This window comes from Citrobacter sp. RHBSTW-01013 (assembly GCF_013781985.1).
Lineage (GTDB): Bacteria > Pseudomonadota > Gammaproteobacteria > Enterobacterales > Enterobacteriaceae > Citrobacter > Citrobacter braakii.
Genome location: NZ_CP056185.1, coordinates 451,123 through 466,410, shown reverse-complemented (window position 1 = coordinate 466,410; position 15,288 = coordinate 451,123). Strand labels below are relative to the sequence as shown.

29 protein-coding genes are annotated in these 15,288 nt (G+C 50.0%); 1 reads left to right on the top strand and 28 read right to left on the bottom strand.

What is annotated here, in order from left to right:
• Window positions 1-5 precede the first annotated feature (5 nt).
• From rpsD to HV350_RS02195, 28 genes are all read right to left on the bottom strand, one after another.
• Window positions 6-626 carry a 30S ribosomal protein S4 gene (rpsD, locus tag HV350_RS02330; RefSeq protein ID WP_003031138.1) on the bottom strand — a complete coding sequence of 207 codons (621 nt, stop codon included), beginning with the start codon at window positions 624-626 and terminating at the stop codon, window positions 6-8.
• 33 nt (window positions 627-659) lie between these two features.
• The gene (rpsK, locus tag HV350_RS02325; protein WP_003031137.1) at window positions 660-1,049 is read right to left on the bottom strand and encodes a 30S ribosomal protein S11; all 390 of its coding nucleotides are present in this window, start codon (window positions 1,047-1,049) and stop codon (window positions 660-662) included.
• Window positions 1,050-1,065: 16 nt separating this feature from the next.
• Window positions 1,066-1,422, bottom strand: a complete 357-nt coding sequence (rpsM, locus tag HV350_RS02320; protein WP_003031135.1) for a 30S ribosomal protein S13 — start codon at window positions 1,420-1,422, stop codon at window positions 1,066-1,068.
• 146 nt (window positions 1,423-1,568) lie between these two features.
• Window positions 1,569-1,685, bottom strand: a complete 117-nt coding sequence (gene rpmJ, locus HV350_RS02315; RefSeq protein ID WP_000868187.1) for a 50S ribosomal protein L36 — start codon at window positions 1,683-1,685, stop codon at window positions 1,569-1,571.
• Between the two features lie 30 nt (window positions 1,686-1,715).
• Entirely contained in the window at window positions 1,716-3,047 is a 1,332-nt protein-coding gene (secY, locus tag HV350_RS02310; protein WP_001118864.1) for a preprotein translocase subunit SecY, read from the bottom strand.
• A gap of 7 nt (window positions 3,048-3,054) precedes the next feature.
• Window positions 3,055-3,489, bottom strand: a complete 435-nt coding sequence (gene rplO / locus HV350_RS02305; RefSeq protein WP_003031132.1) for a 50S ribosomal protein L15 — start codon at window positions 3,487-3,489, stop codon at window positions 3,055-3,057.
• Window positions 3,490-3,492: 3 nt separating this feature from the next.
• A complete protein-coding gene (gene rpmD, locus HV350_RS02300) occupies window positions 3,493-3,672 on the bottom strand; it encodes a 50S ribosomal protein L30 (RefSeq protein ID WP_001140434.1) in 180 nt (59 codons plus the stop codon).
• A gap of 3 nt (window positions 3,673-3,675) precedes the next feature.
• On the bottom strand, window positions 3,676-4,179 hold the full coding sequence (rpsE, locus tag HV350_RS02295) for a 30S ribosomal protein S5 (RefSeq protein ID WP_003031131.1): 504 nt from the start codon (window positions 4,177-4,179) through the stop codon (window positions 3,676-3,678).
• Window positions 4,180-4,193: 14 nt separating this feature from the next.
• Entirely contained in the window at window positions 4,194-4,547 is a 354-nt protein-coding gene (gene rplR / locus HV350_RS02290) for a 50S ribosomal protein L18 (RefSeq protein WP_000358960.1), read from the bottom strand.
• 9 nt (window positions 4,548-4,556) lie between these two features.
• Window positions 4,557-5,090 (bottom strand): 50S ribosomal protein L6, encoded by a 534-nt coding sequence (gene rplF, locus HV350_RS02285; RefSeq protein ID WP_003031129.1) that lies wholly within the window; start codon window positions 5,088-5,090, stop codon window positions 4,557-4,559.
• Between the two features lie 12 nt (window positions 5,091-5,102).
• A complete protein-coding gene (rpsH, locus tag HV350_RS02280) occupies window positions 5,103-5,495 on the bottom strand; it encodes a 30S ribosomal protein S8 (RefSeq protein WP_003031127.1) in 393 nt (130 codons plus the stop codon).
• A 30-nt stretch (window positions 5,496-5,525) separates the two neighbouring features.
• Window positions 5,526-5,831 carry a 30S ribosomal protein S14 gene (gene rpsN, locus HV350_RS02275; protein ID WP_003031125.1) on the bottom strand — a complete coding sequence of 102 codons (306 nt, stop codon included), beginning with the start codon at window positions 5,829-5,831 and terminating at the stop codon, window positions 5,526-5,528.
• A 14-nt stretch (window positions 5,832-5,845) separates the two neighbouring features.
• On the bottom strand, window positions 5,846-6,385 hold the full coding sequence (gene rplE / locus HV350_RS02270; protein WP_003031123.1) for a 50S ribosomal protein L5: 540 nt from the start codon (window positions 6,383-6,385) through the stop codon (window positions 5,846-5,848).
• Between the two features lie 14 nt (window positions 6,386-6,399).
• On the bottom strand, window positions 6,400-6,714 hold the full coding sequence (gene rplX / locus HV350_RS02265; protein ID WP_003031122.1) for a 50S ribosomal protein L24: 315 nt from the start codon (window positions 6,712-6,714) through the stop codon (window positions 6,400-6,402).
• Window positions 6,715-6,724: 10 nt separating this feature from the next.
• The gene (rplN, locus tag HV350_RS02260; RefSeq protein WP_000613954.1) at window positions 6,725-7,096 is read right to left on the bottom strand and encodes a 50S ribosomal protein L14; all 372 of its coding nucleotides are present in this window, start codon (window positions 7,094-7,096) and stop codon (window positions 6,725-6,727) included.
• A 163-nt stretch (window positions 7,097-7,259) separates the two neighbouring features.
• Window positions 7,260-7,514 carry a 30S ribosomal protein S17 gene (gene rpsQ / locus HV350_RS02255; RefSeq protein ID WP_003031120.1) on the bottom strand — a complete coding sequence of 85 codons (255 nt, stop codon included), beginning with the start codon at window positions 7,512-7,514 and terminating at the stop codon, window positions 7,260-7,262.
• The gene (rpmC, locus tag HV350_RS02250; RefSeq protein ID WP_000644742.1) at window positions 7,514-7,705 is read right to left on the bottom strand and encodes a 50S ribosomal protein L29; all 192 of its coding nucleotides are present in this window, start codon (window positions 7,703-7,705) and stop codon (window positions 7,514-7,516) included. The genes rpsQ and rpmC overlap by 1 nt, the downstream gene beginning before the upstream one ends.
• Window positions 7,705-8,115 carry a 50S ribosomal protein L16 gene (rplP, locus tag HV350_RS02245; RefSeq protein ID WP_000941212.1) on the bottom strand — a complete coding sequence of 137 codons (411 nt, stop codon included), beginning with the start codon at window positions 8,113-8,115 and terminating at the stop codon, window positions 7,705-7,707. Before rplP ends, rpmC begins: the two co-directional genes overlap by 1 nt.
• A 12-nt stretch (window positions 8,116-8,127) precedes the next feature.
• Window positions 8,128-8,829, bottom strand: a complete 702-nt coding sequence (gene rpsC / locus HV350_RS02240; protein WP_000529945.1) for a 30S ribosomal protein S3 — start codon at window positions 8,827-8,829, stop codon at window positions 8,128-8,130.
• 17 nt (window positions 8,830-8,846) lie between these two features.
• Window positions 8,847-9,179, bottom strand: coding sequence for a 50S ribosomal protein L22 (gene rplV, locus HV350_RS02235; RefSeq protein WP_000448832.1), 333 nt, complete (start codon window positions 9,177-9,179; stop codon window positions 8,847-8,849).
• A 14-nt stretch (window positions 9,180-9,193) separates the two neighbouring features.
• Complete coding sequence (rpsS, locus tag HV350_RS02230; protein WP_001138115.1) at window positions 9,194-9,472, bottom strand: 30S ribosomal protein S19; 279 nt, start codon at window positions 9,470-9,472, stop codon at window positions 9,194-9,196.
• Window positions 9,473-9,488: 16 nt separating this feature from the next.
• Complete coding sequence (gene rplB, locus HV350_RS02225; RefSeq protein WP_016154746.1) at window positions 9,489-10,310, bottom strand: 50S ribosomal protein L2; 822 nt, start codon at window positions 10,308-10,310, stop codon at window positions 9,489-9,491.
• 17 nt (window positions 10,311-10,327) lie between these two features.
• Entirely contained in the window at window positions 10,328-10,630 is a 303-nt protein-coding gene (rplW, locus tag HV350_RS02220; protein ID WP_000617546.1) for a 50S ribosomal protein L23, read from the bottom strand.
• A complete protein-coding gene (gene rplD, locus HV350_RS02215) occupies window positions 10,627-11,232 on the bottom strand; it encodes a 50S ribosomal protein L4 (protein WP_003031119.1) in 606 nt (201 codons plus the stop codon). The genes rplW and rplD overlap by 4 nt, the downstream gene beginning before the upstream one ends.
• 10 nt (window positions 11,233-11,242) lie before the next feature.
• On the bottom strand, window positions 11,243-11,872 hold the full coding sequence (gene rplC / locus HV350_RS02210) for a 50S ribosomal protein L3 (protein WP_003031117.1): 630 nt from the start codon (window positions 11,870-11,872) through the stop codon (window positions 11,243-11,245).
• A 32-nt stretch (window positions 11,873-11,904) separates the two neighbouring features.
• The gene (rpsJ, locus tag HV350_RS02205) at window positions 11,905-12,216 is read right to left on the bottom strand and encodes a 30S ribosomal protein S10 (protein ID WP_001181005.1); all 312 of its coding nucleotides are present in this window, start codon (window positions 12,214-12,216) and stop codon (window positions 11,905-11,907) included.
• Window positions 12,217-12,422: 206 nt separating this feature from the next.
• Complete coding sequence (locus HV350_RS02200) at window positions 12,423-12,806, bottom strand: hypothetical protein (protein WP_181629717.1); 384 nt, start codon at window positions 12,804-12,806, stop codon at window positions 12,423-12,425.
• On the bottom strand, window positions 12,806-14,320 hold the full coding sequence (locus HV350_RS02195; RefSeq protein WP_181629715.1) for a peptidoglycan-binding protein: 1,515 nt from the start codon (window positions 14,318-14,320) through the stop codon (window positions 12,806-12,808). The genes HV350_RS02200 and HV350_RS02195 overlap by 1 nt, the downstream gene beginning before the upstream one ends.
• A 166-nt stretch (window positions 14,321-14,486) precedes the next feature.
• On the opposite strand from HV350_RS02195, the gene gspC reads away from it, so the two are divergent.
• Entirely contained in the window at window positions 14,487-15,284 is a 798-nt protein-coding gene (gspC, locus tag HV350_RS02190; RefSeq protein WP_181629713.1) for a type II secretion system protein GspC, read from the top strand.
• Window positions 15,285-15,288 lie beyond the last annotated feature (4 nt).

The following is a 15,288-nucleotide window of genomic DNA, read 5'->3' as shown; positions in this document are numbered from 1 at the left end:
AAGCTTTACTTGGAGTAAAGCTCGACGATCAGGTGTTCGTTAATGTCCGCAGACAGATCAGAACGCTCCGGCTTACGCTTGAACGTACCTTCCATCTTGCCAGCATCAACTTCCAGCCAGGTTGGCTTTTCACGCTGCTCAGCCAGCTCCAGAGCGGCTTTCACGCGAGACTGCTTCTTCGCTTTCTCACGAATGCTAACAACGTCATTCGGACTAACCTGATAAGAAGCGATGTTAACAACACGACCGTTTACCATAATTGCTTTATGGCTGACCAGCTGACGTGCTTCTGCACGAGTGGCACCGAAGCCCATACGGTATACAACGTTGTCCAGACGACCTTCCAGCAGACCCAACAGGTTTTCACCGGTGTTGCCTTTCAGACGTGCTGCTTCTTTGTAGTAGTTACGGAACTGACGCTCCAGCACACCGTAGATACGGCGAACTTTTTGCTTTTCACGCAACTGCACACCATAGTCAGACAGACGCGGTTTACGCGCACCGTGCTGGCCAGGAGCTTGTTCAATTTTACACTTGGTATCGATCGCGCGAACGCCAGACTTAAGGAATAAGTCAGTGCCCTCACGACGGCTCAGCTTGAGCTTAGGACCCAAATATCTTGCCATTTTCTTTCTCCAACAATCCTAGAAACGACAGCGTTATACGCGACGTTTTTTCGGCGGACGACAACCGTTATGAGGGATCGGAGTCACATCAGTAATATTAGTGATGCGGAAACCAGCGGCGTTCAGAGCACGAACAGTAGATTCGCGACCTGGACCCGGTCCTTTGACCATAACTTCCAGATTCTTGATACCGTATTCTTTTACGGCTTCAGCGCAACGCTCTGCTGCAACCTGAGCTGCAAACGGAGTGGATTTGCGAGAACCACGGAAACCGGAACCACCGGCTGTTGCCCAACCCAGTGCGTTACCCTGACGATCAGTAATGGTAACGATGGTGTTGTTAAAAGAAGCATGGATATGAGCCACGCCGTCAGAGACTTGTTTTCTTACACGTTTACGTGCACGAATTGGTGCCTTTGCCATTATTCAATCACCCCGATTATTTCTTGATCGGTTTGCGCGGACCCTTACGGGTACGTGCGTTGGTCTTGGTACGCTGACCGCGAACCGGGAGACCACGACGATGACGCAAACCGCGATAGCAACCAAGGTCCATAAGGCGCTTGATGCTCATGCTAACTTCACGGCGCAGATCACCTTCAACGACAAATTTGGCAACTTCGTCACGCAGCGTGTCGATTTGTTCTTCAGACAGCTCACTGATCTTAACATCTTCAGCGATACCCGCGGCAGCCAGAATGGCTTTAGAACGGGTCTTGCCGACGCCGTAGATCGAAGTTAATGCGATCACAGCATGTTTCTGATCAGGAATGTTAATGCCTGCTATACGGGCCACTATGCACTCCTACTATTTAATATGTACGCACCATGCTGAAAAGCCCGTTTTCAGGATACTCAAATGGAAACGCACAGACATACAAAAGATTGGCTGGCTAATCTAGCCAGCTCAACCCAACTTTGCAAGAAAAATATGCGAATAAATCAGCCTTGGCGCTGTTTATGCTTCGGCTCGGCACTGCAAATCACACGGATGACACCATCACGCTTAACGATTTTGCAGTTACGGCATAATTTCTTGACGGAAGCACGAACTTTCATTTTTACTCTCCGTAACTTCTCGGGCGACTGTTAACGGCCGTAGCCTTTCAGATTCGCCTTCTTCAATGCAGACTCGTACTGACTTGACATCATCAGAGTTTGCACTTGAGCCATAAAGTCCATAATCACGACAACAACGATAAGCAGTGAGGTCCCACCGAAGTAGAACGGTACTTTCATTGCATCACGCATGAACTCCGGGATCAGGCAGATAAAGGTAATGTAGAGCGCACCAACCAGAGTCAGGCGGGTCATTACTTTATCGATATACTTCGCCGTTTGCTCTCCCGGACGAATTCCTGGTACAAATGCACCGGACTTCTTCAGGTTATCTGCTGTTTCACGCGGGTTGAAAACCAACGCCGTGTAGAAGAAACAGAAGAATATGATTGCAGACGCATAGAGTAACACATAAAGCGGTTGCCCAGGCTGCAAATACAGCGAAATTGTTGTCAGCCAGTTCCAACCAGTCCCGCCCCCGAACCATGACGCGATGGTCGCTGGGAACAGAATAATACTGGAAGCGAAGATTGCCGGGATTACCCCCGCCATATTCACTTTCAGCGGTAAATGTGTGCTCTGTGCAGCATAGACACGACGACCTTGCTGACGTTTCGCGTAGTTTACCACAATGCGGCGTTGACCACGCTCAACAAATACAACAAAGAACGTCACTGCAAATACTAATACTGCAACCAACAGCAACACGAGGAAGTGCAGGTCGCCTTGACGCGCTTGCTCGATAGTATGGGCAATGGCTGGCGGGAGTCCCGCGACAATACCGGCGAAGATAATGATTGAGATACCGTTGCCGATACCACGTTCAGTAATCTGTTCGCCCAACCACATCAGGAACATCGTCCCTGTAACCAGACTTACAACAGCGGTGAAATAGAATGCAAAGCCTGGATTCATTACCAGGCCCTGCATACCAGGCATATTCGGCAGACCGGTAGCAATACCGATCGACTGGAATATTGCCAGCACCAGAGTACCGTAGCGGGTGTACTGGCTGATCTTACGACGACCAGACTCCCCTTCTTTCTTAATTTCTGCCAGCGTTGGATGAACCACCGTCAGCAGCTGGATAATAATCGACGCCGAAATATACGGCATGATCCCCAGAGCAAAGATAGAAGCACGGCTGAGAGCACCACCAGAGAACATGTTAAACATTTCAATGATGGTGCCTCGCTGTTGCTCAAGCAGTTTGGCAAGTACAGCGGCATCAATACCAGGGATCGGAATGAAAGAGCCAATACGGAACACAATCAGCGCGCCGATTACAAACAGCAGTCTGCGTTTCAGCTCGCCTAAGCCACCTTTGGCACTTTGAAAATCTAATCCCGGTTGTTTAGCCATCTGCTACTTATTCCTCGATTTTACCGCCAGCAGCTTCGATAGCAGCACGAGCGCCTTTAGTAACACGCAGGCCACGAACAGTTACCGGAGTAGTGACTTCACCAGCCAGAATCACTTTCGCGAACTCGATCTGGATACCGATAATGTTAGCTGCTTTCAGCGTGTTCAGGTCTACAACACCGCCTTCAACTTTAGCCAGGTCAGACAGACGAACTTCGGCTGTAATCGCTGCTTTACGTGAAGTGAAGCCGAATTTCGGCAGACGACGGTACAGAGGCATCTGACCACCCTCGAAACCGCGACGTACGCCACCGCCAGAACGAGACTTCTGACCTTTGTGACCACGACCACCGGTTTTACCGAGGCCAGAACCGATACCACGACCCAGGCGGCGAGCCGCTTTTTTAGAGCCTTCGGCCGGAGACAGAGTATTTAAACGCATCTCTTACTCCTCAACTTTAACCATGAAGGAAACCGCGTTGACCATACCACGAACAGCAGGAGTATCCTCGCGCTCTACGGTGTGACCAATACGACGCAGACCCAGGCCAAGCAGCGTTGCCTTATGTTTCGGCAGACGACCGATTGCACTGCGGGTTTGAGTAATTTTAATAGTCTTTGCCATGGTTTATTTCCCCAGAATTTCTTCAACGGATTTACCACGCTTGGCAGCGACCATTTCCGGAGATTTCATATTTTCCAGGCCATCGATAGTTGCACGAACCACGTTAATCGGGTTAGTAGAACCATAGGCTTTAGCCAGAACGTTACGAACTCCAGCGACTTCCAGAACGGCGCGCATTGCACCACCGGCGATGATACCGGTACCTTCGGAAGCCGGCTGCATGAATACACGAGAACCCGTGTGAGTACCCTTAACCGGGTGCTGCAGGGTGCCGTGGTTCAGCGCGACGTTAATCATATTGCGACGGGCTTTTTCCATCGCTTTCTGGATCGCTGCTGGAACTTCACGCGCTTTACCGTAACCAAAACCAACGCGACCGTTACCATCACCAACTACAGTCAGAGCTGTGAAGGAGAAAATACGACCACCTTTAACGGTTTTAGATACGCGGTTAACCGCGATCAGCTTTTCCTGCAGTTCGCCAGCTTGTTTTTCGATGTGAGCCATCTTACACCTCTACCTTAGAACTGAAGGCCAGCTTCACGGGCAGCATCTGCCAGTGCCTGGACACGACCATGATATTGGAACCCGGAACGGTCAAAAGAAACATCTTTGATGCCTTTTTCCAGAGCGCGTTCAGCAACAGCTTTACCTACAGCTGCAGCAGCGTCTTTGTTACCGGTGTACTTCAATTGTTCAGCGATAGCTTTTTCTACAGTAGAAGCAGCTACCAGAACTTCAGAACCGTTCGGTGCAATTACCTGTGCGTAAATATGACGCGGGGTACGATGTACCACCAGGCGAGTTGCGCCCAGCTCCTGGAGCTTGCGGCGTGCGCGGGTCGCACGACGGATACGAGCAGATTTCTTATCCATAGTGTTACCTTACTTCTTCTTAGCCTCTTTGGTACGCACGACTTCGTCGGCGTAACGAACACCCTTGCCTTTATAAGGCTCAGGACGACGGTAGGCGCGCAGATCTGCTGCAACCTGACCGATCAGCTGTTTATCAGCGCCTTTCAGCACGATTTCAGTCTGAGACGGACATTCTGCAGTAATACCCGCAGGCAGCTGATGGTCAACAGGGTGAGAGAAACCTAAAGCCAGGTTTACTACATTCCCTTTAACCGCTGCACGATAACCTACACCAACCAGCTGTAGCTTCTTAGTGAAGCCTTCGGTAACACCGACAACCATTGCATTCAGCAGGGCACGCGCGGTACCAGCCTGAGCCCATCCATCTGCGTAACCATCACGCGGACCGAAGGTCAGTGCATTATCTGCATGATTTACTGCAACAGCATCGTTGAGAGTACGAGTCAGCTCGCCGTTTTTACCTTTGATCGTAATAACCTGACCGTTGATTTTTACATCAACGCCGGCAGGAATAACGACCGGTGCTTTAGCAACACGAGACATTTTTTCCTCCGATTAGGCTACGTAGCAGATAATTTCGCCACCAAGACCAGCCTGGCGCGCTGCACGATCAGTCATAACACCTTTAGAGGTAGAAACAACTGCGATACCCATGCCAGCCATAACTTTCGGCAGCTCGTCTTTACGCTTATAAATGCGCAGACCTGGGCGACTGACACGCTGAATGCTTTCTACAACAGCTTTACCCTGGAAATACTTAAGAGTAAGTTCCAGTTCCGGCTTGGTGTCGCCTTCAACTTTAAAATCTTCAATAAAACCTTCTTCCTTCAGCACGTTGGCAATTGCCACTTTCAGCTTGGAGGAAGGCATGGTGACCGCAGCTTTATTCGCGGCCTGACCGTTACGGATACGGGTCAGCATATCCGCGATCGGATCTTGCATGCTCATCTGTCTTTACTCCCGTGATTCAATTGGTAATTACCAGCTAGCCTTTTTCAAGCCTGGTACTTCACCGCGCATAGCGGCTTCACGCAGTTTGATACGGCTCAACCCGAACTTGCCCACATAGCCATGCGGACGACCTGTTTGACGGCAGCGGTTACGCTGACGGGACGGGCTGGAATCACGCGGCAGAGACTGCAGCTTGAGAACTGCGTTCCAACGATCTTCGTCGGTCGCGTTCACATCAGAGATAATAGCTTTCAGTTCAGCGCGTTTTGCGAAGTACTTATCAGCTAAAGCTACGCGCTTTACTTCGCGTGCTTTCATTGATTGCTTAGCCATTCAGTAACCCTACCTTACTTGCGGAACGGGAAGTCAAAGGCAGCCAGCAGAGCACGGCCTTCTTCATCAGATTTCGCAGTAGTGGTAATGGTAATATCCAAACCACGCACGCGGTCGACTTTATCGTAGTCGATTTCTGGGAAGATGATCTGCTCACGGACACCCATGCTGTAGTTACCACGACCGTCGAAAGACTTAGCGGACAAGCCACGGAAGTCACGGATACGTGGAACAGCAATAGTGATCAGGCGCTCAAAGAACTCCCACATGCGTTCGCCACGCAGAGTTACTTTACAGCCGATCGGATAGCCCTGACGGATTTTGAAGCCTGCAACTGATTTGCGTGCTTTGGTGATCAGCGGTTTTTGACCGGAGATTGCTGTCAGGTCAGCTGCTGCATTATCCAGCAGTTTCTTGTCAGCGATCGCTTCACCAACACCCATGTTCAGGGTGATCTTCTCGACCCGAGGGACTTGCATGACAGAATTGTAGTTAAACTCAGTCATGAGTTTAGCGACTACTTCGTCTTTGTAGTAATCATGCAGTTTCGCCATCGTACTACTCCAAATTACTTGATAGTTTCGCTGTTAGATTTAAAGAAACGGACTTTTTTGCCGTCTTCGAATCTAAAGCCTACACGGTCAGCCTTGCCGGTTGCCGCGTTGAAGATAGCAAGGTTAGAGATCTGAATAGCTGCTTCTTTCTCTACAATGCCGCCTGGTTGGTTCAGGGCCGGAACCGGCTTCTGATGTTTCTTAACCAGGTTGATACCTTCAACAATGACCTTGCCGGAAGACAGGACATTCTTAACTTTACCGCGTTTACCTTTATCTTTACCGGTTAACACGATAACTTCGTCATCACGACGGATCTTCGCTGCCATGATTCGCTCCTTAGAGTACTTCTGGTGCCAGAGAGATAATTTTCATGAACTTCTCGTTACGAAGTTCACGAGTTACCGGCCCAAAAATACGCGTACCGATAGGTTGCTCGCTATTATTGTTTAAAATAACGCATGCATTACCATCGAAGCGAATGACAGAACCGTCCGGGCGACGAACACCCTTCTTGGTGCGCACCACTACCGCCTTCAGCACATCACCTTTTTTGACCTTACCACGCGGAATTGCTTCCTTGATGGTGATCTTGATGATATCGCCGACGCCTGCGTAGCGACGGTGCGAGCCACCCAGAACCTTGATACACATTACGCGACGTGCACCGGAGTTGTCGGCGACGTTCAGCATAGTCTGTTCTTGGATCATTTTAGTGCTCCGCTAATGTCAACTACTACTGAGACCCGAAAATCAGGTCGTTAAAAAAGCCCCATATCGGGGGCGCGGCATTATAACACCGCTTCAACGATATGGGTAGAAAAAATAAACGGCTCATCGCTGAGCCGTTTATTCGTTGAGAATGCCTACTGTATTACAGAACGGCTTTCTCTACAACGCGAACCAGCGTCCAAGACTTAGTCTTGGACAGCGGACGGCATTCGCGGATTTCAACCACGTCACCAGTACCGCATTCGTTGTTCTCGTCATGTACGTGCAGTTTGGTCGTACGCTTAATGAATTTACCGTAGATCGGGTGTTTCACAAAACGTTCGATAGCAACAACGATGGATTTCTCCATTTTATCGCTAACAACGCGACCTTGCAGAGTACGGATTTTATCGGTCATTACGCACCCGCCTTCTCAGTCAGTAAAGTCTTAACGCGTGCGACATCACGACGCACTTGCTTCAACAGGTGAGACTGTTGCAGCTGGCCACTTGCAGCCTGCATACGCAGGTTGAACTGCTCACGCAGCAGATTCAGCAGCTCGGTGTTCAGCTCTTCAACACTCTTCTCACGCAGCTCTTTTGCTTTCATTACATCACCGTCTTAGTTACAAAGGTGGTTTTAATCGGCAGTTTCGCTGCTGCCAGCTTGAATGCTTCACGGGCCAGCTCTTCCGGTACGCCGTCCATTTCATACAGGACTTTACCCGGCTGAATCAAGGCAACCCAATACTCCACGTTACCTTTACCTTTACCCATACGCACTGCCAGCGGCTTTTCAGTGATCGGTTTGTCCGGGAATACACGGATCCAGATCTTACCTTGACGCTTAACTGCACGGGTCATAGCACGACGTGCTGCTTCGATCTGACGGGCAGTCAGACGACCACGGCCAACAGCTTTCAGACCGAAGCTGCCGAAGCTAACATCCGTACCCTGCGCCAGACCGCGGTTACGGCCTTTGTGCATTTTACGGAATTTTGTACGCTTTGGTTGTAACATCAGCGACGCTCCTTATTTACGGCCTTTACGCTGCTGCTTTTTAGGTTGCGCAGCCGGTTTTTCCGGTTGTTCAACAGCAGCCATACCACCCAGGATCTCGCCTTTGAAGATCCACACTTTAACGCCGATTACACCGTAAGTGGTGTGCGCTTCAGAGGTGTTGTAGTCGATGTCAGCACGCAGTGTGTGCAGAGGTACGCGACCTTCGCGGTACCATTCGGTACGTGCGATTTCCGCGCCGCCCAGACGGCCGCTAACTTCAACTTTAATACCTTTAGCGCCCAGACGCATTGCGTTCTGTACAGCACGCTTCATAGCACGACGGAACATAACACGACGTTCCAGCTGAGAAGTGATGCTGTCAGCAACCAATTTTGCATCCAGTTCAGGTTTACGCACTTCGGCGATATTGATCTGAGCAGGAACGCCAGCAATATCCGCTACGACTTTGCGCAGTTTTTCTACGTCTTCACCTTTCTTACCGATAACGATACCCGGGCGAGCGGTGTGAATGGTCACACGGATGCTCTTAGCCGGACGCTCGATAACGATACGAGATACAGACGCTTTAGCCAGTTCCTTAGTCAGGTACTGACGTACTTTAAAATCGCTGTCCAGGTTGTCAGCGAATTCTTTGGTGTTCGCAAACCAGGTTGAGTTCCATGGTTTTACAATACCCAGGCGAATACCATTAGGATGTACTTTCTGACCCATTGCTAGTCTCCAGAGTCTCAGCGATCGGACACAACCACAGTAATGTGGCTGGTGCGCTTCAGGATGCGATCTGCACGACCTTTTGCACGCGGCATAATGCGCTTCATGCTCGGGCCTTCGTCTACGAAAATTTTCGTAACTTTCAGATCGTCAATGTCAGCGCCATCGTTGTGTTCAGCGTTAGCAATGGCAGATTCCAGGACTTTCTTGACCAGTACAGCCGCTTTCTTATTGGTGTAGGTCAGAATATCCAGAGCCTGCGACACTTTCTTACCGCGAATCAGGTCTGCAACAAGGCGAACCTTCTGAGCAGAAGAACGAGCATGGCGATGTTGAGCTAAAGTTTCCATCTCTTCCTCCTACCTTATTTCTTCTTCGCTTTTTTATCAGCAGCATGGCCGCGATAAGTACGAGTCGGTGCGAATTCACCCAGTTTGTGACCGACCATTTCGTCGGAAACAAATACCGGAACGTGCTGACGACCATTATGGACAGCGATGGTCAAACCGATCATGTTAGGAAAGATCGTTGAACGACGGGACCAAGTGCGCAGGGGCTTCTTGTCTCCGCTTTCCACCGCTTTCTCTACCTTCTTCAGCAAGTGCAGGTCAATAAAAGGACCTTTCTTGAGAGAACGTGGCATGGCTTATCCTCTAAAATTATTTGCTACGGCGACGTACGATGAATTTATCAGTACGCTTGTTGCTGCGGGTCTTCTTACCTTTGGTCTGAACGCCCCACGGAGTTACCGGGTGCTTACCAAAGTTACGACCTTCACCACCACCATGTGGGTGGTCGACTGGGTTCATCGCAGTACCGCGAACGGTAGGACGAACACCACGCCAGCGTGCAGCACCTGCTTTACCCAGAACGCGCAGCATATGCTCAGCATTGCCAACTTCGCCCAGAGTTGCACGGCAGTCTGCTTCGACTTTACGCATTTCACCAGAACGCAGACGCAGGGTGACATAAGCACCATCACGAGCAACGATCTGAACGTAAGTACCAGCGGAACGTGCCAGCTGACCGCCTTTACCTGGTTTCATTTCTACGTTATGAACGGTAGAACCAACCGGGATATTGCGCATCGGCAGGGTGTTACCTGCTTTGATTGCAGCATCAACGCCAGATTGAACCTGGTCGCCAGCTTTCAGGCCTTTAGGGGCCAGGATGTAACGGCGTTCACCGTCTTTGTACAGAACCAGCGCGATGTTCGCGGAGCGGTTCGGATCGTACTCAAGACGTTCAACAACTGCCGGGATACCGTCTTTGTTACGTTTGAAGTCAACAATACGATAAGCCTGCTTGTGACCACCACCGATGTGACGAGTGGTGATGCGGCCATTGTTGTTACGACCACCGGATTTGCTGTTTTTTTCAACCAGCGGAGCAAAAGGTTTGCCCTTGTGCAGCTCTGGGTTGACCACTTTAACAACGTGGCGACGACCCGGAGATGTCGGTTTACATTTAACAACTGCCATTGTATTACTCCTCCGACTTACTCAGCGCCGCCGACGAAGTCCAGATTCTGGCCTTCCTTCAGGGTGACGTAAGCTTTTTTCCAGTCGCTACGACGACCGATACGCTGTCCGTGACGTTTAACTTTCCCTTTAACTACCAGGGTGTTAACGACTTCGACTTCGACTTCAAACAGTTTCTGCACAGCAGCTTTGATTTCTGCTTTGGTCGCGTCTTTAGCAACTTTGAGAACGATGGTGTTAGTTTTTTCCATCGCAGTAGACGCTTTTTCAGAAACGTGCGGTGCGCGCAGCACTTTCAGCAGACGTTCTTCACGAATCATGCCAGCATCTCCTCAACTTGCTTAACAGCATCAGCAGTCATTACGACTTTGTCGAAGGCGATCAGGCTAACCGGGTCGATACCAGTTGCATCGCGTACGTCAACCTTATGCAGGTTGCGCGCAGCCAGGAACAGGTTTTCGTCCAGCTCACCGGTGATGATCAGCACATCTTCCAGAGCCATGTCTTTCAGTTTCTGTGCCAGCAGCTTAGTTTTAGGCGCTTCTACAGAGAATGATTCGACAACGATCAGACGATCCTGACGTACCAGTTCGGACAGAATGCTTTTCAGCGCGCCGCGGTACATCTTTTTGTTAACTTTTTGACTGTGGTCCTGTGGACGAGCAGCGAAGGTCACGCCACCTGAACGCCAGATCGGGCTCTTGATAGAACCTGAACGCGCACGGCCGGTACCTTTCTGGCGCCACGGCTTTTTGCCTGAACCAGTTACTTCAGCACGAGTCTTCTGAGCACGAGTACCCTGACGAGCACCAGCTGCATAAGCAACAACAACCTGGTGAACCAGCGCTTCGTTGAAATCACGACCGAAGGTAGTTTCGGAAACAGTCAGCGCGCTCTGCGCGTCTTTCAATACTAATTCCATTGCTATCCCCTTACGCCTTCACAGCTGGTTTAACGATCAGGTCGCAACCGGTCGCACCCGGAACACCACCTTTAACCAGCAGCAGGTTGCGCTCAGCGTCAACACGTACTACGTCCAGGCTCTGAACGGTTACACGTTCGTTGCCCAGCTGACCTGCCATTTTCTTGCCTTTAAACACTTTGCCCGGAGTCTGGTTCTGACCGATAGAACCCGGAACGCGGTGGGACAAGGAGTTACCGTGAGTAGCGTCCTGGGTACGGAAGTTCCAGCGCTTAACGGTACCAGCGAAACCTTTACCTTTAGAGGTACCGGTTACGTCAACTTTTTTAACGTCAGCAAACAGTTCAACGCTAATGTTCTGACCAACGGTGTATTCTTCACCATCTGCCAGGCGGAACTCCCACAGGCCGCGGCCAGCTTCTACGCCAGCTTTAGCAAAGTGACCAGCTTCCGGCTTAGTTACGCGGTTAGCTTTTTTAGCACCGGTGGTAACCTGAACAGCGCGATAGCCATCGTTAGCCAGATCTTTAACCTGAGTAACGCGGTTTGCTTCAACTTCGATAACGGTTACTGGGATAGATACGCCATCTTCAGTGAAGATGCGGGTCATACCCACTTTTTTACCGACTAAACCAATCATTGTATCAACCTCTCAATCGCTCGATGACCTGATTAACCCAGGCTGATCTGCACGTCTACACCGGCAGCCAGGTCCAGACGCATCAGAGCATCAACGGTTTTTTCAGTTGGCTCAACGATGTCAACCAGACGCTTGTGAGTACGGATCTCGTACTGATCACGCGCGTCTTTGTTGACGTGCGGGGAGATCAGAACGGTGAAACGCTCTTTGCGGGTCGGCAGCGGGATCGGACCACGAACCTGCGCACCAGTGCGCTTGGCAGTCTCGACGATTTCCGCGGTTGATTGATCGATCAGACGATGATCAAACGCTTTCAAACGGATACGGATTCTTTGGTTCTGCATGAGACCAGAGCTCCAATTATTTTATAGACGAAATAGTTACTCCTCAAACCCATTACGATTGATGGGAGAGTGTAACCGTTCTTACGTAGCCCCCTGATTGGGAGCGTTGTTGACGGTAAACCGCCACAGTTCATATCGAACTACCCGTCAGATTTGACAGGCTGCCGTATTATACGTATAGCCGGTACGGATGCAAGTGATTATGGCTATTTGCCATCGATTTCTCTCAACGCTTGTTGCACACGTGAGCGCAATACTTCGCCATCCGGCACTTCCTGCCCGGACGCTTCATCATAGGGTATCTCTTCCAGCATACTGTCACCCTCTTCGTTCTGGGTGGGTAAATCGATGCGTATCGGCAGAGGTTTCCGCTTAAAAATGTAATGCACATCCGAGAGTCGATACGCCTGAGAATCGGGCACTCCCTGCATGGCGGTTGTCGGATGGCGCACCAACCAGACATAATGTCCGTAGTAGCCGCACATTAGCATCAGGCTGACCCACAACAGCCAGCAACAGGAACGCAGCGCCTGCCGCCAGCGGCAACTCAACACTGTTTTCGCATCAATGGGTTGATAGATGTGCATCATCACATACGCTCCTTAGATGACACATGTGTGAGCACAGGTGCCGCCTCATTGATTAATACCGGCGCGTCTCCAAGACTCTGACGTAGCCTTATCAGCGTCTCTTTTCCCGGCTTACCATCCACAGGCAAATTCTCCCGCTGCTGGAATGCTTTGACCTTTTCGATTAACCATGGCGTCCATGAGCCTGATTTATCGCCGGGAACGCCCAGTGCGCGGCTCAGCATCGTATCAAACCAGATGATGGTTTCCGCCGGACTCTTTTCACCGATCTGCATTTTCCTGTCAGGCGTTAAATTGAGCATCAGGGTATAATTTCCCTGCCAGTGCTTCGCCAGCCACTCCTGACTGACGATCCAGGTTTTATTATCAATGATAAGATCCAGCTCGTTTCCTGATACACGCATCACAACACCGTAGACCGGTTGTTTATCGATATTCAAATGCGCGATCCACGGCAACCCGCGCCTGATGAGGTTATCTAAACGTTCCTTGCCGCTTTCGCACACCAACTCAGCGCGATCGGCCTGGTCACACCATGCCTCGTCATGCGCTGTGTCGAATCCCCAGACGCTGAATAATTGCTGCATGGCGTCGCGTAATCCTCCCCGTGCATCGCTAATATCCGGCAGGTTTTCCTTTTTTTGCGTCATCGCCACCGTTAACCCGGCAGGCACAGGAAGTTGAAGGGGAAAAACATCGACCGCCAGCCAACCGAACGTCAAAGCCAGCGCAGCGTAAAGTCCAGGCAATATTCCCTTGCGCAATACGCAAGAGCGGAGAGTAAATGTTTCCAGCAACAATCTTTCCTGTTGAGCGGTTAACACATCCGCTTGCCTGTCCGTTGCCATTTTTCTCGCCGCCCGGGCGATGTGCCTCAGCAACGCCAGGTTTCCCTGCACTGCCCGAACCGCTTTGCGCACAAATTCATGACGCATGCGCACAGGCTCGCCATCCGCCTCACGCAGTTGCTGTTGATGCATAAAATCAAGATATTCATCGTCCGTCGGCGCAGCGATGATCGCCGACAGCGTAATACGCCGTTTAAGTCGTCGGTTACGCCTGAGCGCTTCGCCCCCCACCAGTAGCAAGCTGGCGCCAGCGTCAAATGAAGCCGCCAGATGACGGAAATTATCGACAAATGCCGGAAGATGTCTGGCGAGTGCGTCAGCATTATCAATGACAATTATTATTGGTTGCGCTGCCGGACTAAGGGCAGGCATCAGCGTTGACCAGAAACGGCTAATTCTCACATCTCGCCAGTCTGGCTGGAGTTTTCCGTGCGTACACGCCGTGTGTGTCAATTGACAGAAACCAGATAAACCGGTGGCGGTAAACACCACTACCCTGCCGGGAAAATCCTTACCTAACTGATAAATAAGCGTCGATTTACCACACCCCGGTTTGCCGCATAATACGCCCACATCGCCAGCGCCCAGCTCATGAATAAAGATATTCTTGATAAGGGTATGTTGCGAAAAAGAGTAAATTGCATACGGTAATTCGCGTTCAGTCATCGATAAGTTCCAGTAATTGATGCGGGTATTTAACTTATTATATGCCAGGTAAATATTATCAATTTTTTATATTTTAATTAAACGACATGTTCCGACGATTAAATTGAAAACCTGAAAGTAAGCCTATATCATGCTTCTCCCGAAAAGAACAGGCGTGCTATTAACAATGGATGTTATCGCGAAGCAATTTACCTTTATATTTAAGAGAAAGCGTAACGATGTGCTGTACTGCGTTATGTTTTTTGTCGGTGCCATTGTTATTATTCATTCGTTATATACCTATAGATTATTTATTGATTCGACAAATACAAAAAACAAAACCAGTCACTCAATAACGTCCGTTGTCCTCAGGCTGCCAATGAATTTACCGAAAAACAGTAGGAAAAATGCGACTGATAATAAAGAAGATGTTTCAATTAAAAATTCGATGCTCGATCTCCAGCTAAATGGCATTATTGCGAGCACGCTAAAAACACGTTCACAGGCTATTATCACCATTAATGAGAAAGCAAAATTTTACAGTACCGGAGATAAACTTGACGATCTCCCTGACGTAAAAATTACGGACATTGATAATAATAGCGTGACGATTGATAACAATGGCTCCCGGCAACGCATCGCTTTTATTGATGAGCCTGATATATCCTCCAGGGTGCCGGCACCATCGCTGCCACATGACAGCGCGCCACATTCCCTCAGCGACATCATTATTACCAACTTTATCTATCAGCAGGAAGCGCTACAGGGCGTCAGATTAAACGCCCGTGGTCCGGTTGAACGTTTTATAGCAACCGGACTCAGGCCTGGCGATATTGCGATCAAAATGAACAACCATCCGCTAACTCAGGAAGCGTCAGCAAAAGCGGCACTACAGGAATTTGTAACCTTAAACTCTGCCCAGTTCACCGTAATACGAAACGGTCAGGAAGCGCTGGTGAATGTATCCGTTACTGAGAATGATTAACCTT